The sequence below is a fragment of the Enterobacter sp. BIDMC 27 genome (assembly GCF_000534415.1).
Taxonomy (GTDB): Bacteria; Pseudomonadota; Gammaproteobacteria; order Enterobacterales; family Enterobacteriaceae; genus Enterobacter; species Enterobacter hormaechei_C.
Genome location: NZ_KI973178.1, coordinates 1,499,874 through 1,526,626, shown reverse-complemented (window position 1 = coordinate 1,526,626; position 26,753 = coordinate 1,499,874). Strand labels below are relative to the sequence as shown.

Below are 26,753 nucleotides of genomic sequence, written 5' to 3'. Positions count from 1 at the left end.
TCGACATTCATCACAGTTAATGAAAACTGTGTGCAAATTTGCATTACTGTAATGAGATCTTCTTCAAATTTTAGTGCGTTAATTGCTGACTAAATCGGCGATATCCCCGTTCTGATCAAAAGCGCCACCAGGCTGGCTTCCTACAATTCGTTCACCATCCGCAGAACAACCAAGGAAGTGAACATGCCCGACGCCCTGCAACAACGTTGCCAGCACATTGTGACCAGCCCGGTGTTAACCCCGGAACAAAAACGTCATTTTCTGGCGCTGGAAGCGGAGAACAATCTGCCCTATCCCGCTCTGCCAGAGGCGGCCCGCGCCGCGCTGGACGAGGGATTCATCTGCGACATGTTCGAAGGCCATGCGCCTTACAAACCGCGCTACGTGCTGCCGGACTACGCTAAATTTCTGGCTAACGGCTCAGAATGGCTGGAGCTGGAAGGGGCTAAAGATCTGGATGATGCCCTCTCGCTGCTCACTATCCTTTATCACCATGTTCCGTCCGTCACATCAATGCCGGTCTATCTGGGCCAGCTCGATGAGATACTCAGCCCCTATGTTAAAATTCTAACACAGGATGAAATCGATAGCCGAATAAAACGTTTCTGGCGTTACCTGGACAGAACCCTGCCCGATGCGTTTATGCATGCCAATATCGGCCCGGCGGATACGCCTGTCACCCGAGCCATCCTTCGTGCGGATGCAGAACTGAAGCAGGTTGCGCCGAACCTGACCTTTATCTACGACCCGGATGTAACCCCCGGCGATCTGCTGCTGAGCGTGGCGGAAAACATTTGTGAATGTAGTAAACCGCATATTTCTAATGGCCCGGTGAATGATAAAATTTTCACAAAAGGTCGCTATGGCGTGGTGAGCTGTTACAACTCCCTGCCGCTGGCGGGCGGCGGCAGCACGCTGGTGCGCCTTAACCTGAAAGCGATTGCGGAACACAGCCGCTCACCGGAAGACTTTTTCACCCGTACCCTGCCACACTACTGCCAGCAACAAATCGCGATCATCAATGCGCGCTGCGATTTTTTATATGAACAATCCGGCTTCTTTGAGAATAGCTTCCTGGTGAAAGAGGGGCTGATTGATGCCGATCGCTTTGTGCCGATGTTTGGCATGTACGGTCTGGCCGAAGCGGTGAATGTGCTGTGCGAGAAAGCAGGCATTACGGGACGTTACGGTAAGAACGAACAGGCCAATGCGCTGGGCTACCGCATCAGTGAACAGCTTGCGGCGTTTGTTGAAAACACGCCGGTGAAACACGGCTGGCAGCACCGCGCGATGCTGCATGCCCAGTCTGGGATCAGTTCCGATTCTGGCACCACGCCGGGCGCACGTCTGCCGTACGGCGACGAACCGGACCCTGTCAGCCACCTGCTGGCCGTGGCGCCGCATCATAAACACTATCATTCGGGGATCAGCGATATTCTCACCCTGGAGGAAACGGTTAAACGCAATCCTCAGGCTGTGGTGCAGCTGTGCCTGGGGGCGTTCAACGCCGGTATGCGTGAGTTCACCGCGAATGTAGCCGGAAACGACCTGGTGCGCGTCACCGGGTATATGGTGCGGCTCTCCGATCTGGAGAAATACCGGGAGGCCGGCTCGCGCACCAACACCACCTGGCTCGGCGAGGAGGCCGCGCGCAATACCCGTATTCTGGAACGTCAGCCGCGCGTGATAAGCCATGAACAGCAGATGCGCTTTAGTTAGTCAGGTCATACCCTTCTCCTGCGTGGACGGGCCGGGCAGCCGCCTGGCGTTGTTCCTCCAGGGCTGTAACCTGCGCTGCAAAACCTGCCACAACCCGTGGACGATAGGGCGCTGCAACGACTGCGGCGACTGTGTTCCCCACTGTCCTCATGATGCGCTGGCAATTCAGGCCGGGCGCGTCTGGTGGCAGGAGAGTCACTGTCAGCAGTGCGACACCTGTCTGCACCTGTGTCAGCAGCAGGCGACGCCGATGGCGCAGCGCTATAGCGTCGAGGAGATCCTCTCCCGGGTTCGCACGTCCGCGCCGTTTATTGAGGGCGTGACCGTCAGCGGGGGTGAGGCCACCACGCAGCTGCCGTTTTTGGTTGCGCTGTTCACCGCGATCAAAGCCGATCCGTCCCTGCGCCATCTGACGTGCCTGGTGGACAGCAACGGCCTGTTAAGCGAAACCGGCTGGCAAAAGCTGTTACCGGTGTTTGACGGCGCGATGGTGGATCTGAAAGCCTGGGGCAATGAACATCACCGTTTTCTGACCGGGCGCGAAAACACGCAGATCAAGCAGAGCATCCGCTGGCTGGCCGATCGTCATCGCCTGACGGAGCTGCGCCTGCTGGTGATCCCCGCTCGGTGTGATTATCTGCACCATCTGCCATCGCTGACCGCTTTTATCCACGCGTTGGGGAACGTTCCTGTGCGGATCAACGCGTTTCATGCTCATGGGGTTTACGGGGAGGCGGCGCGATGGCGGAGCGCCACGCCGGAGGACATCGAGCCGCTGGCGCAGGCCCTGGAACGGCAGCAGATCACGGTGATCCGCCCGGCCCTTTATTTATAGCGTGATGCCGAAGACCGCGCGGGTGTTTTCCAGCAGCGCTCTGGCAATCACATCTTCAGGCTCCTGACGCAGCTCACACAGCACATCAAAAACGCGCGCCGCCTGCTCCGGGCGGTTGGGCTGGCCCTGAAAACCATTCAGCGGCATGTCAGGCGCATCCGTTTCCAGCAGGAGCGAGGTCAGCGGGAGCTGCGCCATCACATCACGGGTTTTGCTGGCACGCGGATAGGTAATGGTGCCACCGACGCCAATCTTATAGCCCAGCTCAATAAAACGCTGCGCCTGCTGAAGGCTTCCAGCGAAACCATGGACCACGCCCCTGCGCGGCACGTCGATACGCTTCAGGTGCATCGCCAGTTTGTCATGGGTACGTCTGGAGTGGAGGATCACCGGCAGATCGTGGCGCTTTGCCAGCCGGAGCTGCGCATCCAGGATCGTCTGCTGGCGCTCAAACTGCGGATCTTCACGATAGAGATCGAGGCCGATCTCACCGATGGCAACCAGCTTCGTATCCGCATTTTGCAGCGTGGCATCCAGCCTGTCGAGATGGTCATCAAAATGGTGCTCAATAACGATCGGATGCAGACCCAGCGCGGCATACAGCGCATCGTGCTCCCGGGCAAGCGCCAGAACTTTGTCGAATCTCGCCGCTTCAATAGCGGGCACAATAATGGCTCTCACACCGGCCTCAGCCGCGCGCGCAATACTTGATGTTTCCTCCCCGCTAAACGGCGGGAAATCAAAGTGGCAATGGGTATCGATAAAGCAGTGCGTCACGCCAGATCCTCGTTATCGAGTAAGCCATCGTTGGCCTGCGGCGCGTCCACCAGCGGCATCGCCACCGCGTCATTGGCCACAACGGCAGGCGGCAAAATGATGCTTTTATGCCGATGAAGAGGCGGTTGCTCCGCCAGCATTTTCCCGACGGTCGCCAGGAAGTAACGCCCGCACAGCCGCCCCGTTTTGTAATCCATACGCAACGCAGGCAGCCGACTGCCCAGCGCCATGCTCAACAGCGGCTTAGGCGGATAAATTTCAAAGATGCGCAGCTTGCCCGGTGGTTTTTCAATAAAACGCTGCATCGCGCCGTAGGTGGTTTCATGCTGCTTCGCGATATTCACCAGCGGTTGCAGGCTGCTGTCGCCCAGCCAGCGTTCCATCCGCTTAAACCACTGTGGGGTGTAATACATCTGCGAAGGCACCGTGCGGATCACCACAATGGTTTTTGCCCCGCGCCGCGCCGCCTCCTGTACCGGCACCGCGTCGCTGATACCGCCGTCAAGATAGCTTATCCCCTCCAGCAGGGCGCCGGTGCGGTAGAATCCCGGGATCGCGCTGGACGCGCGGATGATATCCAGCCAGTTCTCTTTCTGCGGCGAAAAGTAACCCGGCGAATAGTCATCGCCACGGCTGGCGCACATCCAGAACTCTTTGCCGGTATCGAACAGACGTGACGCGGTATCCATGGCCAGCGGCATTTGGCTGGAGGTAGCATCCAGTAACCAGTCGAGATCGATCAGGTTCCCGCCGCGTACGAAGCGTACCGGATTGAAGAATTCTTTGGAGGTGGTGTAGCGCATAATCACTTTGCGCGCATAGCCGGGCTGGTTGCAGACATAGGCGGAGAGGTTCTGCGCCCCGGCAGAGGTACCGAAATAGAGATCGAACGGGTTGAATTGTGCGCGCATAAATTCGTCAAGCACGCCAGCAGTGAAAATACCGCGCTGCCCTCCCCCTTCACAGACCAGCGCAAGCTGGCCTGCATGAAACGGTTTTAACGTCAGCGGCGCAATATTGCCGAGCGTAACGGGAATTCGTTGCCCCACCTCTGCCTTCCTGTTTTCATTATTTTGATGAGACACAGTAACGCACTTCCCCGGTGGTTCTCAAACGAGAAAAAGCCAGTCACGAGGACTGGCTTGAGTTTGTTTAATAAATATTGCGTTTGCTACGGGCGACGTCGACCCGTAAACAGGCTGACCAGGAACAGAATAATACCGACGACGAAGACAATTTTCGCTGCCCATGCCGCGGTACCCGCCAGTCCACCAAAGCCCAATGCGGCGGCAATTAACGCGATAACCAGAAATATAATGCCCCAACGAAACATAAGCCTCTCCTTTACCATAGTTAATGTCGGCCGCTAAACGTGAGCGCTCAGGTCACTCACCGGCTTTTCCAGAATCGTTTTTATTTCGCCCGCGGTTTTAAGCCTGACGGGCGAATGGTACTGCTTTACTTCGTTTTCAGATCGTTTTTGACGCTTTTCACACCATCAATAGCTTTCGCAATTGACTCGGCACGATCGCTTTGTGCCTGATTCTCAACCGTACCGGACAGCTGGACCACACCATCGGTGGTTTCAACTTTCACCATACGGGATGGCACGATGTCGTCAGCTAACAGTTTAGCTTTGATTTCGCTGGTAGTTGCTGCATCTCCGGCATAGCCCTTCACCGACGATTCTTTGCTGTCACGTACGTGCAGTTTGTCGCTGACGGAGCTTACGCCCTCAACGCCTTTCGCCACTTTAACGGCCTCTTCAGCCTGGGTCTGGCTTTCAACGAAACCGCTCAGGGTGACAACCTTGTTGTCGGTTTTAACAGAAATATCGGTGCTCTTGATGGATTCGTGATCCACCAGTGCGGCTTTCACTTTTGCTGTGATTGAGCTGTCATCCATGAAATTACCGACTTTATTCATAGAGCTATCGATTTTTTCCCCTGCGGTATTGGCGGAATTTTGCGCTTTATCCATGGTGCTGGTTTCCGCCAGAGCAGAACCGCTTACCAGGACACTACCCAACGTTACGGCCAGCAGAGTTTTAGAAATCTTCAGTCTTGTCATATTCATCGATTTATTCCTGTGTTTTGCCCATTATTTGGGCGACATACTTCCCTAATCTTGGTTTTATATATTGCGAATTAACACCGGGGCAAAATGGAGAACCAATGGACATGCATTGAACAGTTAATTCATCCACGCCCGGTGCTAAACACTGAGTTAAATATAGATCACAATCAGAGGGGTGCATTCAGAATTGGGGAAAAAACGAACGAATAGCGAAAAATTGCGGTGAATTAAGAACATTCCGCAAGGGTTTAATAACACAGGAATTAAAGAAGAGCACGGCGGCTGCCGTGCTCTGAAAGGAAATTAATGCTCGCGCGTTTTGCGGAACTGAACATCAGGATAACGTTCCTGCGTCAGGTTCAGGTTTACCATGGTTGGGGCGATATAGGTCAGGTTATCGCCACCGTCCAGCGCCAGCTGAACTTCGTTCTTACGTTTAAATTCTTCGAATTTCTTCACGTCAGAACACTCAACCCAGCGCGCCGTCGCCACGTTCACCGATTCGTAAATCGCTTCCACGTTGTACTCGCTCTTAAGACGGGCAACCACCACGTCGAACTGGAGCACACCCACCGCGCCCACGATCAGATCGTTGTTGGCGATTGGGCGGAACACCTGTACCGCGCCCTCTTCGGAAAGCTGGACCAGGCCTTTCAGCAGCTGCTTCTGCTTCAGCGGATCGCGCAGGCGAATGCGGCGGAACAGTTCTGGCGCGAAGTTAGGGATACCGGTGAACTTCATCATTTCGCCTTGCGTGAAGGTATCGCCAATCTGAATGGTACCGTGGTTGTGTAAACCAATGATGTCACCCGGATAGGCTTCTTCTACATGCGAACGGTCGCCCGCCATGAAGGTCAGCGCGTCGGAGATCACTACGTCTTTACCGATACGGACCTGACGCAGCTTCATGCCCTTTTCGTACTTACCGGAAACCACGCGCATAAAGGCGACGCGGTCGCGGTGTTTCGGGTCCATGTTGGCCTGAATTTTAAAGACGAAGCCGGAGAACTTCTCTTCCTTCGCTTCTACTTCGCGGGTGTCGGTTTTACGCGGCATCGGCTGCGGGGCCCACTCAACCAGACCGTCGAGCATATGGTCAACGCCGAAGTTGCCGAGTGCGGTACCGAAGAAGACCGGGGTAATTTCACCGCTCAGGAACAGCTCTCTGTCGAACTCATGCGACGCGCCTTTAACCAGCTCCAGCTCATCGCGCAGCTGGGCGGCCAGCTCTTCACCGACAGCGGCGTCCAGCTCCGGGTTGTCCAGACCTTTCACAATGCGGACTTCCTGAATGGTGTGGCCCTTACCGGTCTGGTACAGGTAGGTTTCGTCTTTATAGAGGTGGTAAACCCCTTTGAACAGCTTGCCGCAGCCAATCGGCCAGGTGATTGGCGCGCAGGCAATCTTCAGCTCGTTTTCCACTTCATCCATCAGTTCCATCGGATCACGGATGTCACGGTCGAGTTTGTTCATAAAGGTGAGGATCGGCGTATCGCGCAGACGGGTGACTTCCATCAGCTTGCGGGTACGATCTTCAACACCTTTCGCGGCGTCGATTACCATCAGGCAGCAGTCCACCGCCGTCAGCGTACGGTAGGTATCTTCGGAGAAGTCTTCGTGCCCCGGGGTGTCCAGCAGGTTCACCAGGCAGTCGTGATACGGGAACTGCATCACGGAGGTGGTAATCGAAATACCACGCTGCTTTTCCATCTCCATCCAGTCGGATTTAGCATGCTGGCTGGAGCCACGGCCTTTAACGGTACCCGCGGTCTGGATCGCCTGTCCGAACAGCAACACCTTCTCGGTGATGGTCGTTTTACCGGCATCCGGGTGCGAGATAATGGCAAAAGTGCGGCGTTTGGCCACCTCTTGCAGATAAGGAGACAACGTCATAATCAATTCTTCTTAGGTAAGCGCGGCAGCAGGCCGCGCATCATGGAATACGAAAAATGCGGCTATTTTACCCATCAACAGGGGGCAGGCAATCATTGTTTACACAGGAGCTGCTCCAGTTCGTTCAATGATGTAACGGTCCAGGTCGGTTCGATGCCTTCCGGCAGCGTGCGGCCATGCGCATTCAGCCAGACGGTCGACAGGCCCGATCTCATACCTCCCAGAATATCAGATTCTGCCGTATCCCCCACCATCAGCACGCGATCGCGGTCAGGATTGCCCGCTTGCGCCAGCGCATAATCGAAAATACGCGGATCCGGCTTCGGTACGCCCACCTCTTCGGAGATCACCAGCGCGTCGAAATGATCGCGCAGGCCGGTGCGTTCAAGGCGGATCTGCTGAAGCGCGGTAAAGCCGTTGGTAATGATCCCAAGCTTCACCTTCCCTTTCAGCGAATCCAGCAGAGAAACGGCGCCGGGCAGCGGCGCGCAGATATCCGCCATCGCATTCAGGAAGGCCTCGTTCAGCGCCCCAGGACTGACGTTTAACCGTTCAGCCCACACGTCAAAACGCTGATGCTGAAGCTGTAACGCGGTGATGGCTCCGTTCTGGTAATCCACCCACAGCGGTTTGTTCACCGCCTGATAGTCCTGAAAATCTTCCGCGGTGAACGTCACGCTATAGTCGAGAAACATCCGCTGTAGGCCGCCGAACGAGTCAAACGTAAACAGCGTTTCGTCGGCATCAAAGAAAATCCAGTCCCATTTCATCGTTACAACCTTATTTTCGTTATCCAATCGGCAGAGCCATGATAATGGCGTCTTCACGTCCCTCTGCGGTGGGGTAGTAGTTACGGCGGATAGTCGCCTCGTTGAAGCCTAAGCTTTCATAGAGCGCGATGGCGGCGACATTGGACGCGCGCACCTCCAGCCACAGGGTGAAAACGTCACGGGTTTCCAGCTCACGAATGAGGTGCTCAAGCAGTTCCCTGCCCAGCCCGCGGCGCTGGTAAGCGGGATCGACCGCAATATTAAACAGCGTCGCCTCGTCCAGAACGACCTGCGTGATGGCGAACGCAGCCATCGCACCGTCAACGTCCAGGCGGAGATTTAAATAGCGTTCGCCCTGATTGCTGGCAAACGTCTTTTCGCTCCACGGAAAGGCATGGGCGCGGGTTTCAATCGCGAACGCGGTGGTCAGGTCAACCGTCGTGAGGGAAGAAATCGTGTTCATATTCGCAAATTTGTTGCCATAGCGCGCTACGCGCTTTTGGGTTGGCTTTCAGTTCGTCCAGCGCTGGCGAACTGATCTGGCTTCCTTCAAGAGGTAGCTCGTCCACCGCCCCGATTCGCCAGCTGTTACAGCGGCTGTCAGGGGGAAGCATCGCGACGCTTTCAGGCGCCAGCTGTAATACCTGATCGCGGGTCACCTTCAGGGTGCGAAGGACATCCTCAATCAGGGGCTCGTTCAGGGCAGGCGGCGCTTCTGCCACCATCACCAGGCGGACATGCGCAGGGATGGAGATGGCTATTTCGCCCCGCAACGCCGTCGGGCGACGCAAAGCCCACTGGGTAATGCCCAGCTGCTGCAACTGCCAGTCTCGTCGGGATGTCATAGCGAAAACTCCTGTCTCTCAGGCGCGCAAATATAGCAAATGTGTCGAAACTGCGCCATCTACCTACTATAATCCCCACCTGAGTTTATTGAGGAACAATTCATGTCTGCATTTACCCCGGCAAGTGAAGTCTTGCTGCGTCACAGTGATGATTTCGAAGAAAGCCGTATTCTGTTTGCCGGAGATATGCAGGATGACCTGCCCGCGCGTTTCGACTGTGCTGAAAGCCGTGCCCACACCCAGTACTATCACCACTGGCAGGTGCTGAGCCGCCAGATGGGCGAGCGCGCGCGCTTTAGCCTGGCGGCGGAGCAGAGCGATATTGCTGACTGCGATACGCTCATTTACTACTGGCCGAAAAACAAGCCGGAAGCCCAGTTCCAGCTGATGAACCTGCTTTCTCTGCTGCCGGTCGGCTGCGATATTTTTGTTGTCGGTGAGAACCGCAGCGGGGTGCGTAGCGCAGAGCAGATGCTCGAAGCCTGGGCGCCGCTGACGAAAATCGACAGCGCCCGTCGCTGCGGCCTGTACCATGGTCGTCTGGAAAAACAGACCACCTTCGATGCCGACGCCTTCTGGGACGAGTACCAGCTTGACGGCCTGACCATTAAAACCCTGCCGGGCGTGTTCAGCCGTGATGCGCTCGATACGGGCAGCAAGCTGCTGCTGTCCACCCTGACGCCTCATACCAAGGGCAAGGTGCTGGACGTCGGCTGTGGTGCGGGCGTGCTGTCAACGGTTCTCGCCAGCCACTCACCAAAAGTGCGTTTAACCCTGTGTGACGTGAGCGCCCCGGCAGTAGAAGCCAGCCGCGCCACGCTTGCTGCGAATGGCATTGAAGGTGACGTGTTTGCCAGCAACGTTTTCTCCGACGTGTCCGGTCGCTTTGACATGATCATCTCTAACCCGCCGTTCCACGACGGAATGGAGACCAGCCTTGAAGCGGCGCAAACGCTGATCCGTGGCGCAACCCGTCACCTCAACAGCGGCGGTGAGCTGCGTATCGTAGCGAACGCCTTCCTCGCGTACCCGAAAGTGCTGGATGAAACCTTTGGCTTCCACGAAGTGATCGCCCAGACGGGCCGCTTTAAGGTCTATCGCACCGTGATGACGCGCCAGGCGAAAAAGTAAACCCCCGGTCCGGCGATGGCTGACGCTGCCATCGCCCATTTTTGCAGCAATCAAAACAACGTGCGCAATTTTCTGTTGACGTAAAGCTGAAAACATCTAGAATGCGCCTCCGTGGTTACGATACTTTTACAGTGTCGATGGTATGCGAAGGTGGCGGAATTGGTAGACGCGCTAGCTTCAGGTGTTAGTGTCCTTACGGACGTGGGGGTTCAAGTCCCCCCCCTCGCACCATAAATCACGTTGATATTGCTCGCACTGGGCGAAGGTGGCGGAATTGGTAGACGCGCTAGCTTCAGGTGTTAGTGTCCTTAGGATGTGGGGGTTCGAGTCCCCCCCCTCGCACCAACGAGGCGATATCAAACCAGTAAGATGACTGTGCGAAGGTGGCGGAATTGGTAGACGCGCTAGCTTCAGGTGTTAGTGTCCTTACGGACGTGGGGGTTCAAGTCCCCCCCCTCGCACCAATTATCTTACATCCCCTCAGCAGTGCCTCCTGTTTTTCCCTTTTATTTCAAACTCATCAGAATCACCAGCAGTCCACTGATTAGCGCAACGCATGATGGCAGCAGCACGTAATGCCGTAACTGTTTGTGCCAGATCATTGCGGATGTCACCAGCAAGCCTGAAACAATCATTGCTTTCCAGACATCAATGGGGAGATCGGCAAACATTAGCCCACCGATAATGGAACCAGGCAGTAATATTCCCCACCCACTTCCCAGCGCTTTGCTCAACATGGTTTCACCTCTCGCACTGATAATGATAACCAGTATCGTATGATAGTAATTATCACTTGTCAGCATGCGACGTAAGAAATTGCGCCAGCAATTGCTTTCCCATAATGACAGAGAATGTGTAAGGTGATAAATTGCCCACCTGTTAACTTCCGATAAAGTTTTTCTGATAATAAAAATTCAATTTTTTAGCGCCCAATATTACACAACAACACCTTGCTCATTGTTTTAATTGAGTTTTAATAAAAACGCACGCATATGACATCACAATCCTGGCTGTCTTTAGTCAACAAGAAATATCAGCTATCTTTACGTTTGTTTTTATTTCTGAACGCCGCATCAGCATTGTTCTCGGTAACAAACCCTCTCTATTCCGTGCGTGTGTTATCAGTCCCGCTCTTTGCCGTACTGACTATCAGCACAGGCTTACTTATCTGGCACTGGAAAAACAGCACGCGAAAAATAAATATCCCTGTTGTTTCAGCTATTTTTGGTCTTTTATGGGCCTGGCAGATCGTCTCTAAATTTCTGTTAATCACGCACGATCACGCGACCTATTTAATGATGGCGCTATTAACAGTGCTTTTTATAGGGTCTCTGGCGTTCGCAAGTAATATTAAAGCCTTTACGTTACATTCATTTCCCGCTTTTATATCCTGCCTGTGGCTTAGTCCGTCCGAAAACTGGCTGAGAATGGCCTATTTTTTCGCGCTGCCGGTGGTCGCCATTGGTATCCATCATGTTCTTCAGCGGCGCAATGACCGTTTCGCCCAGGAGCTGCTTTCCGAACTGCTGGAGGAGCGCGAAACCCTGACCGATCTCAGCATGATGGACCCGCTCACCGGCCTATATAACCGTCGCGGGCTGCAAAGCCGGCTGGAGAATCTTCCCAGGCCTGACGCTGGCGAGCACTTCGTGCTGCTGATGGATATCGACCACTTCAAAGCCTACAACGACCATTATGGCCATATGATGGGCGATCAGGCCTTGATCAGGGTCTCGGCTGCGATACGCGACGCCGTGCGCTCACGCGATGTTGTCGCCCGGTTTGGCGGGGAAGAATTTATGGTGCTGTTGAGTAACATCCCGCTGGAGCAAGCGCGACAGACGGCTGAACGCATACGTCAGAAGGTTTACGATCTTAAAATCCCCCATATGTTTAACGAAAGCGTCGCCACTAACGTGACCATCAGCATCGGCATCGCCATGTTCGAAGGTGACGACGTTGAGGGCGCGCTGGCGAAAGCCGATAAAGCCCTCTATGAAGCCAAGCATATGGGACGTAACAGCATTCTGCTGAGCGAAGAGCTTCATACCGCCTAAAACCGCCTTCACAGCGCCAGGATAAAACGCTTGCGCTCGGTTTTATCTATAGTTAGGATTGGCAATCATTATCATTTAGATTTGTAATCCACACTATGGCGACTCGTACCGCACACATCGTTGAGCCCCTGCTCTGGCGAGCTCCACTCTCCGCCGGGGAAACGACGTTTGCGGATGCCATTCGGGAAAAAATTGCCGTAACGCGCGCCCATCTGCTGGATTTCATCAAACTGGATGAAGCACCGCCGCATCATGCTCTGACGCTGACTGAGTGGCAACGCCCTGCGGAGCTGCGGTCACTGCTGGCAACCTATTCCGACCATATTTATCGTAACCAACCTACCCTGACGCGGGAAAACAAACCGCTGTTATCCCTCTGGGCACAGTGGTATATCGGGCTGATGGTGCCGCCTGTCATGCTGGCCCTGTTGACCCAGGAAACGATGCTCGATCTCTCGTCAGAACATTTCCATGTTGAGTTTCATGAAACCGGGCGTGCTGCCTGTTTCTGGATTGATGTACATGAAGATCCGAGCGCGAGACACCTGTCAGCGCAGGCGCGTATGGAACGGCTGATTACAAGAGCGCTGGTTCCGGTCATTGATGCGCTGGAAGCGACGGGAGAGATTAACGGCAAACTGATCTGGAGTAATACCGGGTATCTTATCCACTGGTATTTAACGGAGATGAAGCCGCTGCTCGGCGACGAGAAAGTGGATGCACTGCGTCAGAGCTGTTTCTTTGCCAGACAGCTGTCGGATGGACGGGACAACCCTCTTTACCGCACCGTGGTTCCGCGTGAGGGACTTCTGGTACGTCGTACCTGCTGTCAGCGCTACCGTCTGCCGGACGTGCAGCAGTGTGGCGATTGCACGCTTAAGTAGTCTGGCCCGGCCTGAAACCCGCAGAGAGAGGGAACAAACATTAAAAACGGCAACCTGCGTTGCCGTTTTGCTTTTACCTAAGCGACCTGCTGATTTTCCTCTTCTCCATTACGCTGTGCTTCTTCCGCTTCCTGCTGAAGCAACTGTTTCTCGTACACCTTGAAGAACGGGAAATAGATAATGGCGGAAACGCAGGCCAAAACCAGCACCAGAATGGCTGCACGGAAATCCCAGCCCAGCGCCCAGGCGGCACCAACCGGAGCCGGTGCCGTCCACGGCACAACGGAAATCACGCGGCCAATCAGATCAAACTTCATCGCTGCCCATGCCAGCACGGCATTAACCATCGGTGCCAGCAGGAAAGGAATAAAGAACACCGGGTTCATCACAATCGGCGTACCGAAAATCACCGGTTCATTGATATTGAAAATGCTTGGTACCACGCTCAGACGTCCAATGGAGCGCAGGTGCGCGGAGCGGCTACGCAGATAGCAGAACACCAGCCCCATCGTCGCCCCCGATCCGCCGATAACGATAAAGAACGTCCAGAAGGCTTCCATAAAGATGTGTGGCAAAGGCTGGCTCGCCGCCAGCGCGGTCTGGTTCGCCCCCAGGTTTGTCAGCCAGAACATTTGCAGCATCCCGGAGACAATCGCCGCGCCGTGGATCCCGGCAAACCACAGCAGGTGGCCAATCAACACCGCCAGCAGGATCGCAGGGAGCGAGTCAGCCGCAGAGACCAGCGGTTTGAATATCGACATGATGGCCTGTGGGATCAGCATACCGAACTGCGACTGGATCAGCAGGCTCAGCGGGTATAGCGTGAGCACCACTACCAGCACCGGGATCAGCAGGTCAAACGAGTTTTTGATCATCGGTGGAACCTGGTCTGGCAGGCGGATCCCGATATTGTGTGCTTTCAGGAAACGCATCATCTCAACGCAATAGATCGCCACCAGAATCGCGGTGAAAATACCGGTCCCTCCCAGGCTATCCACCGGTAAAGCGCCTTTGGTTTTAGGGGCGGCGACCAGCAGGAACGCCATCAGCGACAGCATCGCGCACATGAACGGATCCAGCTGATGCGTTTTAACGTAATGTTTGCCCAGGTTGTAGGCAATAGCCGCACAGATATAAAGGGACATCACCCCCATTGTCATATCAAACGGCGTCAGAATTTGACCTTCAAACTGCTTCGCCATATCCAGCCAGGCGCGAGCAAAACCCCAGGTGGTATCTGGCGAAAAAGGCGGGTAAGCGAACACTAATAAAAACGAGCCTACAATCATAAACGGCATCGCTGAGATAAACCCGTCACGAATAGCCATAACGTGACGCTGGGAAGAGATGCGCCCGGCAATAGGGCTGACATAATTTTCAACGAAGCGGAAAATCAGATTAAATGCAGCGTGGTTGGCAGACATAGCAGATCTCCTGTCAGACGTTCGTTTTGGACGCTCTCACGTCACACGTTGTTCCATACATCAGCGTCACAACCTTGCCGGATCGTGTACCTGCGGTACTGCTCAAACGGAATGGTTTCATAATTAGCTCTTATTATTAGATACAGGGGAAGTTACACACTTAGTATTAATCTCTGCATCACGCTCTGCAACCGGTTACTGTAACCGGTTTCTGTGAATGTGAAGGCGATCCAGAAATCGCCCCTGACGGATATTTGTTACTTAAGGGATATTTACAGCGACTAAATTCTTATGACAGATTACGCAGGATATTTGTCAGGAGGAATCAATGAGTTTGCAGTCTGTACAACAGTTTTTTGCCGAACACGCTCCGGATATAGAGATTATTGAGCTTAACCAAAGCACAGCGACTGTTGCCCTTGCTGCTGCCGCGCACAACGTTGAACCCGGCCAAATTGCCAAAACGCTGTCACTGAAAATTAAAAATGACGTGATTCTGGTGGTTGCAAAAGGCGATGCGCGTCTGGATAACAAAAAGCTTAAAGAGACATTCGGCGCGAAAGCCCGCATGCTCAGCAGCGATGAGGTCGTCACCCTGACGGGTCATCCTGTTGGCGGCGTCTGCCCTTTCGGACTGGAAAATCCGCTCTCTGTTTACTGTGACATCACATTAAAACAGTACGCGGAAGTGTTACCCGCAGCGGGTGCCATCCACAGTGCGGTGCGTATATCGCCCGACAGAATGGCGGAGCTGACCGCAGCAAAATGGGTCGATGTCTGCATTTAAACGTTGCGCCAGAAGAACTCTGGCGCACCACTTAACGCTGAGAGAATGAAGGAACGGTGAGAGCTGAACGACGCACTTCCCGGGCAGGGAGATGCGCCAGGATATCCGCCGCATCCAGTAATCCCACGTCAGAATTGACGCCCAGCTTTACCATTGCGTTAAACTTATGCGCCCGGATGGTTTTAATATTGCGTTCAAGCTGCGCCGCAATTTCAGGGATTGAAAATCCCGATGACATATAACGCAGTATTGCCCTTTCGGTTGGGCTTAACATACGATTCTGGCTAACACACCAGTGATTGTACATGTTGTCATTCACCTGATGCGTTTCGCTGAGTAATGTCTCCAGCCCCTCCATTAACTGCTTTAGCGGAACCGATTTACTGATTATCCCATGCAAGCGAGAAGGCGAAAGATGGCTGACCAGCCTCGCCTCCATTTCGTCAGAGGCCAGCACGATACGCTGGACGTCGCTGTGGGTGAAGGTGAGATCCCGTAAACAGGCCAGACAGTTTCTCCGCTCTTCACGCTCATCAGACAGTGAATAGATAACCGCATAGAATGAGATATCCGAGAGCGCCGCTTTAAAGCTGGCGAATCTGCTAAACAGGTGCACCTGGTAATGGCTCAGGGCGGGCATCGCAAAGAGATGCTTCAGCCCTACAGCGCTCATTGAGCAGCTTTCGATGACGGCGATATGTCTTGTTGCAGTGGTCTTTTCCATTCCTCAAACTCTCCATAAGCCGACATTAAACTGAGTTCTCGCATTCCCTGGGTACTGCTTATCCACGCGTACATATCGGCATTACTGCGAAGTGATAAGCGGCGCATTGCACTGTTTTTCTGTGCACTGATCGTTTTATTACTTTTATTCAGCAGCGTGGCTATTTGGTTGATTCCCCAACCTTTACCTAATAAACGCAACACCTTGCGTTCAGAGTGGGTGAGTGCAATCATTTGCTCACTCTCTTCTTCAATATCGGACGTTTCCGGTATTAATAACGTCTGGCTTATTCGCTCCGCACGTTCACTGCCCGCGCGAATAGCGTTAATAACGCCTTCAATCGGTTCCATATCCGAAAGCAGCGTGCTTTCCGGACGCATAAGAAGCTCTACTGCAAGTGGATAAAGGGGACGCGAGACAAGGAATATCCAGTGAATGTCCCGATACTGATTCATTAATCCATAATACTGCTCAAGCGTGCCGCGAGGATTACGATACTCACCTGAAATATCGGCAATAACGACCCCAGCGCGACGCAATTGTAGTAGCGTCAACTCCTGCATCGAACGGCAGTACGTTATTTCAAAATCAGGAAAATGACGCGTCATGACGCCACCTAGCCCATTTTGCATGACCGGCACTCTACTAATCACCACTCCGTGTTTACCATTCAATGGCAACATAGACCCTCCCTGTCATAAATTCATTATTTAAGAACGAACTAACCCTACGAGTTTAAACACGCTTGCATCCCTCAGTACAAAACGGCTTAATACTCGCAAATCAGAAGAAATGTCACATGGGTTAAGAAACGCCCAATACTGGCTTAATATCGCATAAAGACCACAAAACTTTAATTAAGATTGCGTGAAAAGATTGAAAATATGAAATTAGAAATACTTAATATATTGTCTTTATAAATCTCTATTTTTATATTCATTAAATAAATAGAAAGTGCGGTTTTCTCCCCCTGCTCACGCGACTGATTGCACAAATGTTGATCTGGCCCAGCGCAAAGGGCCCGGCCCTTTGTGTTAAAAGTAAGCAATCTCTCTTCTCTTCAGGGCGTTTCATGCAGGCAGATCGGTCTACGCAACGTGCTACCACGCGGCTATGTATTCAGTGCGGGCTTTTTCTCTTACAACACGGGGCAGAAAGCGCCCTCGTGGAAGAACTTTCCACACGCCTTGGGCTGGCGCTGGGGATGGACAGCGTTGAGAGCTCCATCTCGTCAAATGCCATTGTGCTGACCACCATTAAAGACGGACAGTGCCTGACCTCCACCCGTAAAAATCATGACCGCGGCATTAACATGCACGTCGTGACGGAAGTGCAGCACATCGTGATCCTTGCTGAACACAAGCTGCTCGATCTGAGGGAGATAGAGAAACGCTTCAACCAGATCAAACCTCTCCGGTATCCACGCTGGCTGGTTGTGCTGATGGTGGGACTCTCCTGCGCCTGCTTCTGCAAGCTCAACGCGGGCGGCTGGGACGGCGCTGTCGTGACCTTCTTTGCCAGCAGCATCGCGATGTATGTCCGCCAGTTGTTGACGCACAGGCAACTGCATCCGCAAATTAACTTCTGCATCACGGCGTTCGTGGCGACAACCGTATCCGGCCTGCTTTTGCGCCAGCCTTACTTCGCCAGCACGCCTACTGTTGCGATGGCCGCCAGCGTATTGCTGCTGGTGCCGGGTTTTCCCTTAATCAACGCCGTCGCTGATATGTTCAAAGGCCACATCAACACCGGTCTGGCGCGCTGGGCGATAGCCAGCCTGCTGACGCTGGCGACCTGTATCGGGGTGGTAATGGCCATGACACTCTGGGGGTTACGCGGATGGGCGTGATGGATTTTCTGCTCGCACTGGCGCAGGACATGCTCCTGGCAGCCCTTCCCGCCGTTGGCTTTGCAATGGTGTTTAACGTCCCACAGCGTGCATTACCCTGGTGTGCGCTGCTGGGTGCCATTGGCCACGGCTCACGTATGATCATGATGACCGCAGGCTTTAATATCGAATGGTCGACGTTTATCGCCTCCATGCTGGTCGGCAGCATCGGTATTCAGTGGTCCCGCTGGTATCTGGCGCACCCGAAGGTGTTCACCGTGGCGGCAGTCATTCCTATGTTCCCGGGCATTTCAGCCTATACGGCGATGATCTCCGCCGTCAAAATCAGCCACTTTGGCTACAGCGAACCGCAGATGATCCTGCTTCTGAGCAACTTCCTTAAAGCCTCGTCGATTGTGGGCGCGCTCTCCATCGGCCTGTCGATCCCCGGATTATGGCTTTACCGCAAACGTCCACGCGTATAATAAAATCGCTTGCAATTGTATCGTGCGCTATCTATATTCATTTCATGGACGCAAAAACGAACGACACTACCAACGCGCTTCTGCTGGATAACCAGCTCTGTTTTGCCCTCTATTCGGCAAATCTGGCGCTTAACAAGCTGTACCGGCAACTGCTGGCGCCGCTTAACCTGACCTACCCGCAATACCTGGTGATGCTGGTGCTGTGGGAGCAGGATGATATTACGGTGTCAGACATTGGCGAGCGGCTGTTCCTGGATTCCGCCACGCTGACTCCCCTGCTGAAACGCCTGGAAAGCGCAGGATTAATCTTCCGCCAGCGTTCCCGTCAGGATGAGCGTCAGGTCGCCGTCACCCTGAGCGACGCGGGCCGGGCGCTGCAACAGCAGGCCGTGACGATACCCCACGCCGTGGGTTGCGCAGCGCAGTGTGATACCGACACCATGCTGGCGCTCAAGCACCAGCTCGAACTTTTGCGCCAACAGCTGCATCGCGCGTAAGGCTATACTTTACGCGTCTGATTTTAAGTTAATACATCGCGCGCTATTTAATAGTGCATATAAACGTAAGATGAGGAACCTGCCATGTCTTTAGAAAAAGTTGTCTACACTGCCAAAGCCAAAGCAACCGGAGGCCGTGATGGCCGCGCAACGTCTTCCGATGGCGTTCTGGATGTCAAACTGGGTGTGCCAAAAGAGATGGGCGGCATGGGGGGTGAAGTAACCAACCCTGAACAGCTGTTCGCTGCGGGCTACTCCGCCTGCTTCCTGGGCGCAATGAAGTTCGTTGCGGCACGCGACAAATTCGCTCTGCCAAAAGACGCCTTTATTGAAGGCGAAGTGGGGATTGGCCCGCTGCCAACCGGTTTTGGTATCGAAGCGAAGCTGAACATCCACGTTGAAGGGATGGACGCAGCGGAAGCTAAAAAACTGGTGGATGCAGCGCATATCGTCTGTCCGTACTCTAACGCGACGCGCGGCAATATCGACGTGACGCTGAACATCATCGCGTAAACAGCCCTTGTGATTTTAGCCCCGGTAAGCGTAACGCCGCCGGGGAAATCCTCTCCTTTCCTCTCCTCTCTCTGTGCTACCATAACCCTCAATCACGTCCGTAGTAATCAGTTGAGAAAGTGTTATGTCCTCCAGAATCCTGACCACCAGCATTGCTGGCATTGATGCCTTTATGCGCGATCCTCGCGGTGTGTTGACGCACGCCGAAGGCGGCACGCTCGCGGTATTTGCCGACAACGCCCCGGCGTTTTATGCGGTCACGCCGGAACGTCTGGCGCAGCTTCTGGAAATTGAAGCGAAGCTGTCGCGTCCGGCGAGCGATGTCATGCTGGATAATCAGTTTTTTGACGAACCCGCCAGCGCCCCGGTGGCCGTTCCAATGGGGAAATTTCCCATGTACGCCGGTTGGCAGCCGGACGCCGATTTTCAGCGGCAGGCGGCCTTATGGGGAATAGCCCTCGCGCAGCCCGCGACGCCAGAAGAGCTGGCGGCCTTTACCGCTTACTGGCAGGCTGAAGGAAAAGTCTTCCACCATGTTCAGTGGCAGCAAAAGTTCGCGCGCAGTCTGCAAATCAACCGCGCCAGCAACAATGGCCAGCCAAAACGTGATATCAATGCCTTTTCAGAACCGGACAAAAAAATCCCTGATGGATTCCGAGGTGCGAAATGAAAAACGTCGGCGACCTGATGAAACGTTTGCAGAAGATGATGCCCGCCAACGTGAAGCCCGCCTTCACCACCGGTGAAGAGCTGCTGGCATGGCAAAAAGAGCAAGGTAAAATTCGCGCGGCTGCCCTCGCCCGCGAAAACCGCGCGATGAAAATGCAGCGCACCTTTAACCGCTCGGGCATTCGCCCTCTGCACCAGAACTGCTCCTTCGAGAATTATAAGGTCGAGTCACAGGGGCAGATGAACGCCCTCAACCAGGCGCGCCAGTACGTGGATGAATTTGACGGCAACATTGCCAGCTTCATCTTTAGCGGAAAACCCGGCACGGGGAAAAATCACCTTGCGGCCGCAATCTGCAACGAGCTGCTGCTGCGCGGGAAGTCAGTGCTGATTATCACCGTGGCCGATATTATGTCCGCCATGAAGGACACCTTCAGTAACCGCGAAACCAGCGAAGAACAGCTGCTGAATGATTTGAGTAACGTGGATTTGCTGGTCATCGACGAGATCGGCGTCCAGACGGAGTCCCGCTACGAAAAAGTGATCATCAATCAGATTGTCGATCGCCGTTCGTCGTCAAAACGCCCAACCGGTATGCTGACGAACCACAATATCGACGAGATGACCCGACTTCTTGGCGAGCGGGTGATGGATCGCATGAAGCTGGGTAACAGCCTGTACGTCATCTTCGACTGGGACAGCTATCGCAGCCGCGTCACCGGCAAAGAGTATTAAGATATTTCCAGGGAGCACTGGAAGAGCAGAGGTATATACTGAACCCACTTTTGGCCCAAAACGGACCTTGTTGAGTAAATCATTATGAAAAAACAGTTTCTTATCAGCATCCTTACTGGCGCCCTGCTGGTGACTGGCGCAGCGCAGGCCGCATCATGGCAGGAGTCGCTCTCCAGCGCAGCAAGTGAGTTAACCAAAGAGAGCGGCACTTCCCAGGGCGGGCTGTCAGCCTCGTCCCTCACCGGCCTGCTGAGTAACAGCTCCCAAAGCCTGAGCGCCGGAACGATGAACAACGCGGCGGGCATTCTGGAATACTGCGCGAAGCAGAAACTGGCTTCCGTTACCGATACCGAAAACATCAAAAACCAGGTACTGGGTAAACTGGGTCTGGACACCCAGGAGCAGAAAGCGGACACCAACTATATGGACGGTATTCAGGGTCTGCTGAACGCGCAAAATGGCCAGCAGCTGAACCTCAGCACCCTTGGAAATTCATCTCTGGCGAAACAGGTAAAAACGAAAGCCTGCGATCTGGTGCTGAAACAAGGCGTTAATTTCCTCTCCTGATCGCCTCCCATTTTCTGCCACAACACGCCGGGTTTATTACGTTAGTCTTACACCGCGGCGTGAAGTGCGTTTTTTTACCCCCTGCCACCACCTCAGCCTCCGTGTGCCACGCTGCGACTGTATTCAAAAATCCGATTTTATAAACCAAATCCTAACAACAGCACACTTTCGTGACACTAAAATTGCAGCTAAGCGACATCGCAATTACATTGTATTACCCAAAAAATAAGCAATTAGTCGGCTAAGCGTCCGGCATGATGAGGATCTGCTGTTGTCAGAGTTAATGTCCCTTGTCCTTTTCCTGGCTTCCATCGGCGTTTATGCCTGGAAAGCCGGTCGTCACACCTGGTGGTTTGTGGCCACCCTGGTGGTGCTCGGCATTTTTATTGTTTTAAACATTACGTTATATGCCAGCGATTACTTTACCGGCGACGGTATTAACGACGCGGTGCTCTACACGTTGACCAACAGCCTCACCGGCGCTGGTGTGGGTAAGTACATCCTTCCGGGTCTGGGGCTGGTGGTCGCCCTGGTGGGCATCTTCGCCGCGCTGGCCTGGGTTCTGCGCCGTCGCCGTCACCGTCCGCATCATCATGGCTACAGCCTGCTGGCGCTGTGCCTGGCGCTGGCCTCCGTGGATGCCAGCCCGGCATTCCATCAAATTACCGAGCTGGTAAAATCCCAGTCGCGCGATGGCGATCCGGACTTTGCGGCCTATTACAAAGAACCCTCGAAGAAGATCGACAATCCCAGACTCAACCTGGTCTATATCTACGGCGAAAGTCTGGAACGCACCTATTTTGATAACGATGCTTTCCCGAACCTGACGCCAGAGCTTGGCGCGCTGAAAGACCAGGGCCTCGACTTCAGCCACACCATGCAGCTGCCCGGTACGGATTACACCATCGCCGGGATGGTGGCCTCCCAGTGCGGCATTCCGCTGTTCGCTCCGTTTGAAGGCAACGCCTCCGCCTCGATGTCGAGCTTCTTCCCGCAGAACATTTGCCTCGGCGATATCCTGAAAAACTCGGGCTATGAAAACTACTTTATGCAGGGCGCTAACCTGCGCTTTGCCGGGAAAGATGTGTTCCTGAAATCCCACGGTTTCGATCACTTGTATGGTTCCGAAGAGCTGAAAACCACGGTGGCCGATCCGGCCTACCGCAACGACTGGGGCTTTTACGACGATACCGTTCTGGATGAAACCTGGAAGAAATTCGAGGAGCTTTCCCGCGCCGGTAAACGCTTCTCGCTGTTTGCGTTGACCGTTGACACGCATCATCCGGATGGTTTCGTCTCACGCACCTGTAAACGTCAGGGCTATGACATTGACGGTAAAAACAACAAGTCGTTCAGCGCCGTGACCTGTAGCCAGGAGCATATCGCGGCGTTAATCGAGAAAATCAAAGCGTCGCCGTATTTCAAAAATACGGTCATCGTCGTCTCATCTGACCATCTGGCGATGAAAAACAGCGCCTGGGATGAGCTGAATAAGCTGGATCGCAGCAACCTGTTCTTTGTGCTGCGCGGCGATAAACCGCAGCAGGAGATCATTGCCGCTAAACGTAACTCGATGGATAACGGCGCTACCGTGCTGGATATTCTGGGTGGCGATAACTTCATTGGCCTGGGTCGCAGTACGCTGTCGGGCCAGTCCCTGTCGGAAATCTTCCTCAACATGAAGGAAAAAATCCTCGCCTGGAAGCCGGATATCATTCGTCTGTGGAACTTCCCGAAAGAGATAAAAGACTTCACCATCGATCAGGATAAAAAAATGATCGCGTTCTCCGGCAGCCATTTCCGCCTGCCGCTGCTGCTGCGCGTGTCGGATAACCGCGTCGAGCCGCTGCCGGAAAGCGAATACTCCGCGCCACTGCGCTTCCAGCTGGCGGAATTTGCCCCGCGCGATAATTTCGTCTGGGTCGACAAATGCTACAAAATGGGCCAGCTCTGGTCGCAACAGCTGTCGCTGTCCACCGACTGGTGCGTCTCTCAGGGGCAACTCGGCGGCGAGCAGACCGTGCAACACGTTGACAAACCGCAGTGGCAGGGAAAAACCGCGTTTAAAGATACGATTATTGATACCGCACGCTATCAGCGCAACGTAGACCTGCTGAAAATCGTCGACAACGACATTCGTTATAAAGCAGACAGCTTCATCTTTAATGTTGCCGGCGCGCCGGAAGAGGTGAAGCAGTTCAGCGGTATTTCACGGCCGGAATCCTGGGGGCGCTGGTCTAACGCTCAGTTGGGCGATGAAGTGAAAATTGAATATACCCATCCGCTGCCGGAGAAATTCGATCTGGTGATCACCGCCAGGGCATTTGGTCCCAACGCAAACCGTCCTATACCGGTGCGCGTCGGTGATAAAGAACAGACGCTGACGCTGAGCAATGACGTCACCACCAGCACGCTGCATTTCGATAACCCAACGCGCAGCAATACGCTGGTCATTGTGCCACCCGATCCGCAGTCCACTAACGAAGGGAATATTCTCGGTCACGCTCCGCGCAAGCTGGGGATCGGCATGGTGGAGATTAAAATTGTGAGCAGCGCTGGCTGATGACGGCGTTCACTCTTCGCCCGACGCGCATCGACGACGTCGCTGCCCTGCCCGCCATTGAACGCGCGGCGGGGCAGCGGTTTCGCGACGTTCCTGAGCTGGCCTGGCTGGCAGACAATGAGGTTATTTCTGTTGAAGATCACCTCGGTTACGCCGGACGCGGATTAAGCTGGCTGGCGCTGGCTGACGACAGGCCCGTGGGTTTTATTCTCGCCGAAGCTCATCCATCGTCGCTGTTTATTGTGGAACTGTCGGTTCACCTGGACTGGCAGGGACGAGGTCTTGGACGCCAGTTAATCGCCCGTGCCGCCGCGCATGCCCGCAGTCTGGGGCTGAACTCGCTGACGTTAACGACGTTTCGTGATGTCCCGTGGAATGCGCCCTTCTACAGGCGATTAGGGTTTGAAATGATGACGACGCTGACGCCAGAACTGCGCCAGAAACGCGAGGAAGAGACGGCGCATGGTTTAGCATATGGTTCCCGCTGCGCCATGCGCCTGCCTCTGTAAAATCGCCCGGTGGCGCTGCGCTTACCGGGCCTACAAAACCCAATTCCGCAGGCCGGGTAAGGCGAAGCCGCCCCCGCCAAAACGCACACCCTGTAGGCCGGGTAAGGCGTAGCCGCCACCCGGCGAAACGCACAATCCGTAGGCCGGGTAAGGCGCAGCCGCCACCCGGCAAAACGCACAGCGTCAGAACGTTTCCCAGTTATCGCCCGCGTCTGCGGTCGCCGGTTTACGCGCCACTACCGGTGCGGCAACGCTTTTCGCCGAGGCGAACTCGCGCGCCTTCATCTGTTCCTGCTGAATACGGAACACCGCAACGGCCTGCGTCAGACGGCTCGCCTGCTCTTCCAGTGCCGCGGCCGCCGCCGCAGACTCTTCCACCAGCGAGGCGTTCTGCTGGGTCACGCGATCCATCTCAGCCACCGCCAGCCCAACCTGGTCGATACCGCGGCTCTGCTCGTCAGACGCAGACGCGATTTCGCCCATGATATCCGTCACGCGCGTTACCGCATTCACGATCTCACCCATGGTTTCACCCGCGCTTTCAACAAGCGTTGAACCAATTTCCACGCGCCCCACGGAGTCTTCAATCAGGCTCTTGATCTCGCGAGCCGCCTGGGCGCTGCGCTGCGCCAGGTTTCGGACTTCACCTGCAACCACCGCAAAACCACGCCCCTGCTCGCCCGCACGCGCCGCTTCTACCGCCGCGTTCAGCGCCAGAATATTGGTCTGGAAGGCAATCCCGTCGATCACGCTGATGATATCGGCGATTTTCTGCGAACTGCCGGCGATGTCACGCATGGTCTGCACCACGTTATCCACCACCTTGCCGCCTTTCTGCGCGGTTTCAGACGCGCTCAGCGCCAGGTTGCTCGCCTGACGGGCGTTCTCGGCGTTCTGCTTCACGGTGGCAGTCAGCTGTTCCATGCTGGCGGCGGTCTCTTCCAGAGAGGCAGCCTGCTGTTCGGTACGGGATGAGAGATCGTTATTGCCCATCGAGATTTCGCTCGCACCGCTGTAAATAGCGTTGGCGCCGTTACGCACGTCACCCACGGTACGCACCAGCTCGCCCTGCATATGGCGCAGGGAGTCAGCCAGTACACCCATCTCGTTGGAGCCTTCCACGTCGATGCGCTTCACCAGGTCGCCGCTGGCGATATGACGAATGCTGTCAATCAGACGGTTCAGCGGCGAAATCAGCGCCTGACGAATACCCAGCCAGACGGCAACAATCACCACCAGCACCGCAGCCAGCACGCTAATCAGCACCCAGATAGCCTGGCGGTAAGAGCTGTTGCTGTCTTCAACCGCGGTCTGATACAGCGCGTCGTTCTGTTGCAGGTAGTTGACGTACTGCTTCTCAAAGCCATCCTGATAGCTCTGGGTCGGCTGGTCGAAGAACTCATTGATTTTGCCCGCCCCCAGCAGCTGGATCAGCTCAGCCAGCGCGCCATGGTAAATATCGTAATTACGTTTGATTTCCAGTGCCGCAGCGTCGCTCTGACGCGGGTCGCGCGGCAGCGCTTCGTAATCCGCCCAGTTTTTTTCCGCCTGTTTCAGAGACGCAGAGGCAATCTGCATCAGCTCGGCGACGGTTGAGCCGCTGCCGATATTGTTCTGATCCATCATATAGCGGATACCCGCGCGGTTCAGGGTGTTACGGGTTTGCAGCAGCGCCACCCAGCTACCGTTCAGGGTGGATTGTTGCTGGCGAATGGTTTGCAGGATGGTGAAATTCTCTTTGTCATGCTTCAGGGCATTGAAGAAAAGACCACCAGACGTGAGTTGTAAAAGGCCAAATATCGCTAAAACCAGCAGTAAGCTGGTGACAATCTTGATTCGGTTTAACATGTTTTCTCTTTCCTCAGGCAGATACAGAATATTCGGCCTGGCATGAGAAAACTTTACGAAAATCATCCTGGAATTTAGGGTTTTTACGCTTCGTCCCTCGCGGCGATATGTCGGTTTCCAAGTTCAATAAACTCTTCCAGCAGCGCCGTGAGCTGCTTCATCTTCTCAGGCGTATATTCCGCCTCTATCTGCTGGTACGCCTCTTCCACCTGAGCCTGAGCACGCTGGTACAGCGCGTTGCCTTCTTTCGTCAGCGACACGTACAGCTTGCGCTGGTCAGTCACCGGTTTTAAGCGCAGCACCAGACCGTCGCGCTCCATCCGCGTCAGAATGCCGGTCAGGCTTGGGCGCAAAATGCAGGTGCGGAACGCCAGATCGTGAAAATCCATGGAGGGATGCTCGGCCAGCACGCGGACGATACGCCACTGCTGCTCGGTCAGATTATGCCGCTTCACTATCGGGCGGAAGTAGCCCATCGCCGCTTCACGCGCCTGCAACAGCGCGATGGTTAATGAGTCATGCATCATCTACCCCTTACATCATTAACAAATAAACAATTAAAAAAAGATGCTTTTATAGACAACACGTTTTAACCCAAAAAGTCTAACAGAAACAAA

At 54.5% G+C, this 26,753-nt stretch carries 29 protein-coding genes and 3 tRNA genes; 18 read left to right on the top strand and 14 right to left on the bottom strand.

Going from position 1 to position 26,753, the window contains the following annotated elements:
• Positions 1 to 183 precede the first annotated feature (183 nt).
• Together L463_RS15260 and L463_RS15265 are read left to right on the top strand one after the other, a co-directional pair.
• Positions 184 to 1,719, top strand: a complete 1,536-nt coding sequence (locus L463_RS15260) for a YjjI family glycine radical enzyme (RefSeq protein WP_032103051.1) — start codon at positions 184 to 186, stop codon at positions 1,717 to 1,719.
• Positions 1,694 to 2,554 (top strand): YjjW family glycine radical enzyme activase, encoded by an 861-nt coding sequence (locus tag L463_RS15265; protein WP_017694551.1) that lies wholly within the window; start codon positions 1,694 to 1,696, stop codon positions 2,552 to 2,554. Before L463_RS15260 ends, L463_RS15265 begins: the two co-directional genes overlap by 26 nt.
• On the opposite strand, the gene L463_RS15270 is transcribed toward L463_RS15265, so the two are convergent.
• From L463_RS15270 to L463_RS15305, 8 genes are all read right to left on the bottom strand, one after another.
• Positions 2,549 to 3,331: a TatD family hydrolase gene (locus L463_RS15270; RefSeq protein ID WP_032103052.1), complete on the bottom strand. Its 783-nt coding sequence runs from the start codon at positions 3,329 to 3,331 to the stop codon at positions 2,549 to 2,551. The genes L463_RS15265 and L463_RS15270 overlap by 6 nt on opposite strands.
• Positions 3,328 to 4,380, bottom strand: coding sequence for a patatin-like phospholipase family protein (locus L463_RS15275; RefSeq protein ID WP_003856550.1), 1,053 nt, complete (start codon positions 4,378 to 4,380; stop codon positions 3,328 to 3,330). Before L463_RS15275 ends, L463_RS15270 begins: the two co-directional genes overlap by 4 nt.
• Before the next feature lie 122 nt (positions 4,381 to 4,502).
• Positions 4,503 to 4,664 carry a DUF1328 domain-containing protein gene (locus L463_RS15280; protein ID WP_003856556.1) on the bottom strand — a complete coding sequence of 54 codons (162 nt, stop codon included), beginning with the start codon at positions 4,662 to 4,664 and terminating at the stop codon, positions 4,503 to 4,505.
• 125 nt (positions 4,665 to 4,789) lie between these two features.
• Positions 4,790 to 5,407 (bottom strand): molecular chaperone OsmY, encoded by a 618-nt coding sequence (osmY, locus tag L463_RS15285; protein WP_015572610.1) that lies wholly within the window; start codon positions 5,405 to 5,407, stop codon positions 4,790 to 4,792.
• Positions 5,408 to 5,710: 303 nt separating this feature from the next.
• Positions 5,711 to 7,300, bottom strand: a complete 1,590-nt coding sequence (gene prfC / locus L463_RS15290; protein WP_006810210.1) for a peptide chain release factor 3 — start codon at positions 7,298 to 7,300, stop codon at positions 5,711 to 5,713.
• A gap of 92 nt (positions 7,301 to 7,392) precedes the next feature.
• A complete protein-coding gene (gene yjjG / locus L463_RS15295) occupies positions 7,393 to 8,070 on the bottom strand; it encodes a pyrimidine 5'-nucleotidase (protein ID WP_017383835.1) in 678 nt (225 codons plus the stop codon).
• Between the two features lie 19 nt (positions 8,071 to 8,089).
• Positions 8,090 to 8,533 (bottom strand): ribosomal protein S18-alanine N-acetyltransferase, encoded by a 444-nt coding sequence (gene rimI, locus L463_RS15300; RefSeq protein WP_017383836.1) that lies wholly within the window; start codon positions 8,531 to 8,533, stop codon positions 8,090 to 8,092.
• Positions 8,502 to 8,915 carry a DNA polymerase III subunit psi gene (locus tag L463_RS15305; protein WP_023295888.1) on the bottom strand — a complete coding sequence of 138 codons (414 nt, stop codon included), beginning with the start codon at positions 8,913 to 8,915 and terminating at the stop codon, positions 8,502 to 8,504. Before L463_RS15305 ends, rimI begins: the two co-directional genes overlap by 32 nt.
• A 102-nt stretch (positions 8,916 to 9,017) precedes the next feature.
• On the opposite strand from L463_RS15305, the gene rsmC reads away from it, so the two are divergent.
• From rsmC to L463_RS15325, 4 genes are all read left to right on the top strand, one after another.
• The gene (gene rsmC, locus L463_RS15310) at positions 9,018 to 10,046 is read left to right on the top strand and encodes a 16S rRNA (guanine(1207)-N(2))-methyltransferase RsmC (RefSeq protein WP_032103054.1); all 1,029 of its coding nucleotides are present in this window, start codon (positions 9,018 to 9,020) and stop codon (positions 10,044 to 10,046) included.
• Positions 10,047 to 10,190: 144 nt separating this feature from the next.
• A tRNA-Leu gene (locus L463_RS15315) sits at positions 10,191 to 10,277 on the top strand.
• Between the two features lie 28 nt (positions 10,278 to 10,305).
• A tRNA-Leu gene (locus tag L463_RS15320) sits at positions 10,306 to 10,391 on the top strand.
• A 32-nt stretch (positions 10,392 to 10,423) separates the two neighbouring features.
• Positions 10,424 to 10,510 (top strand) — tRNA-Leu (locus L463_RS15325).
• Positions 10,511 to 10,552: 42 nt separating this feature from the next.
• Here L463_RS15325 and L463_RS15330 read toward each other — a convergent pair.
• Positions 10,553 to 10,783 (bottom strand): DUF1435 domain-containing protein, encoded by a 231-nt coding sequence (locus L463_RS15330; protein ID WP_022646976.1) that lies wholly within the window; start codon positions 10,781 to 10,783, stop codon positions 10,553 to 10,555.
• Positions 10,784 to 11,038: 255 nt separating this feature from the next.
• On the opposite strand from L463_RS15330, the gene L463_RS15335 reads away from it, so the two are divergent.
• Entirely contained in the window at positions 11,039 to 12,103 is a 1,065-nt protein-coding gene (locus L463_RS15335; RefSeq protein WP_032103055.1) for a GGDEF domain-containing protein, read from the top strand.
• A gap of 95 nt (positions 12,104 to 12,198) precedes the next feature.
• Positions 12,199 to 12,987, top strand: a complete 789-nt coding sequence (fhuF, locus tag L463_RS15340; RefSeq protein WP_032103057.1) for a siderophore-iron reductase FhuF — start codon at positions 12,199 to 12,201, stop codon at positions 12,985 to 12,987.
• Positions 12,988 to 13,064: 77 nt separating this feature from the next.
• On the opposite strand, the gene L463_RS15345 is transcribed toward fhuF, so the two are convergent.
• A complete protein-coding gene (locus L463_RS15345) occupies positions 13,065 to 14,411 on the bottom strand; it encodes a PTS cellobiose transporter subunit IIC (RefSeq protein ID WP_003856571.1) in 1,347 nt (448 codons plus the stop codon).
• Between the two features lie 328 nt (positions 14,412 to 14,739).
• Between L463_RS15345 and L463_RS15350 the strand changes: the two genes are divergently transcribed.
• Positions 14,740 to 15,198 (top strand): YbaK/EbsC family protein, encoded by a 459-nt coding sequence (locus L463_RS15350; RefSeq protein WP_003856572.1) that lies wholly within the window; start codon positions 14,740 to 14,742, stop codon positions 15,196 to 15,198.
• A gap of 31 nt (positions 15,199 to 15,229) precedes the next feature.
• Here L463_RS15350 and bglJ read toward each other — a convergent pair whose 3' ends face one another.
• Both bglJ and L463_RS15360 read right to left on the bottom strand, forming a co-directional pair.
• Complete coding sequence (gene bglJ / locus L463_RS15355) at positions 15,230 to 15,871, bottom strand: DNA-binding transcriptional activator BglJ (protein WP_017383840.1); 642 nt, start codon at positions 15,869 to 15,871, stop codon at positions 15,230 to 15,232.
• Entirely contained in the window at positions 15,868 to 16,605 is a 738-nt protein-coding gene (locus tag L463_RS15360) for a helix-turn-helix transcriptional regulator (RefSeq protein ID WP_017383841.1), read from the bottom strand. The genes bglJ and L463_RS15360 overlap by 4 nt, the downstream gene beginning before the upstream one ends.
• A gap of 389 nt (positions 16,606 to 16,994) precedes the next feature.
• Here L463_RS15360 and L463_RS15365 point away from each other — a divergent pair, with 389 nt between their 5' ends.
• The 9 genes from L463_RS15365 (at position 16,995) to L463_RS15405 (ending at position 24,288) form a co-directional block, all read left to right on the top strand.
• Positions 16,995 to 17,771 carry a threonine/serine exporter family protein gene (locus L463_RS15365; RefSeq protein ID WP_017383842.1) on the top strand — a complete coding sequence of 259 codons (777 nt, stop codon included), beginning with the start codon at positions 16,995 to 16,997 and terminating at the stop codon, positions 17,769 to 17,771.
• The gene (locus L463_RS15370) at positions 17,762 to 18,235 is read left to right on the top strand and encodes a threonine/serine exporter (protein ID WP_032103059.1); all 474 of its coding nucleotides are present in this window, start codon (positions 17,762 to 17,764) and stop codon (positions 18,233 to 18,235) included. The genes L463_RS15365 and L463_RS15370 overlap by 10 nt, the downstream gene beginning before the upstream one ends.
• A 44-nt stretch (positions 18,236 to 18,279) precedes the next feature.
• Positions 18,280 to 18,732 (top strand): MarR family winged helix-turn-helix transcriptional regulator, encoded by a 453-nt coding sequence (locus L463_RS15375; protein ID WP_023295883.1) that lies wholly within the window; start codon positions 18,280 to 18,282, stop codon positions 18,730 to 18,732.
• An 84-nt stretch (positions 18,733 to 18,816) separates the two neighbouring features.
• Positions 18,817 to 19,245, top strand: a complete 429-nt coding sequence (locus L463_RS15380; RefSeq protein WP_003856578.1) for an organic hydroperoxide resistance protein — start codon at positions 18,817 to 18,819, stop codon at positions 19,243 to 19,245.
• A gap of 124 nt (positions 19,246 to 19,369) precedes the next feature.
• Positions 19,370 to 19,915 carry a primosomal protein DnaT gene (dnaT, locus tag L463_RS15385; RefSeq protein WP_003856579.1) on the top strand — a complete coding sequence of 182 codons (546 nt, stop codon included), beginning with the start codon at positions 19,370 to 19,372 and terminating at the stop codon, positions 19,913 to 19,915.
• Positions 19,912 to 20,649 (top strand): DNA replication protein DnaC, encoded by a 738-nt coding sequence (dnaC, locus tag L463_RS15390; RefSeq protein ID WP_003856580.1) that lies wholly within the window; start codon positions 19,912 to 19,914, stop codon positions 20,647 to 20,649. Before dnaT ends, dnaC begins: the two co-directional genes overlap by 4 nt.
• A gap of 84 nt (positions 20,650 to 20,733) precedes the next feature.
• Positions 20,734 to 21,216 carry a YjjA family protein gene (locus L463_RS15395; RefSeq protein ID WP_015572603.1) on the top strand — a complete coding sequence of 161 codons (483 nt, stop codon included), beginning with the start codon at positions 20,734 to 20,736 and terminating at the stop codon, positions 21,214 to 21,216.
• 271 nt (positions 21,217 to 21,487) lie between these two features.
• The gene (gene opgB / locus L463_RS15400; protein ID WP_032103060.1) at positions 21,488 to 23,779 is read left to right on the top strand and encodes a phosphatidylglycerol--membrane-oligosaccharide glycerophosphotransferase; all 2,292 of its coding nucleotides are present in this window, start codon (positions 21,488 to 21,490) and stop codon (positions 23,777 to 23,779) included.
• Positions 23,779 to 24,288, top strand: a complete 510-nt coding sequence (locus tag L463_RS15405; protein ID WP_032103061.1) for a GNAT family N-acetyltransferase — start codon at positions 23,779 to 23,781, stop codon at positions 24,286 to 24,288. The genes opgB and L463_RS15405 overlap by 1 nt, the downstream gene beginning before the upstream one ends.
• A gap of 183 nt (positions 24,289 to 24,471) precedes the next feature.
• Here the strand turns inward: L463_RS15405 and tsr are convergent, their stop codons facing one another.
• Both tsr and hpaR read right to left on the bottom strand, forming a co-directional pair.
• Positions 24,472 to 26,136, bottom strand: coding sequence for a methyl-accepting chemotaxis protein (gene tsr / locus L463_RS15410; protein WP_017383845.1), 1,665 nt, complete (start codon positions 26,134 to 26,136; stop codon positions 24,472 to 24,474).
• Positions 26,137 to 26,219: 83 nt separating this feature from the next.
• On the bottom strand, positions 26,220 to 26,660 hold the full coding sequence (gene hpaR, locus L463_RS15415; protein WP_017383846.1) for a homoprotocatechuate degradation operon regulator HpaR: 441 nt from the start codon (positions 26,658 to 26,660) through the stop codon (positions 26,220 to 26,222).
• Positions 26,661 to 26,753: the final 93 nt, after the last annotated feature.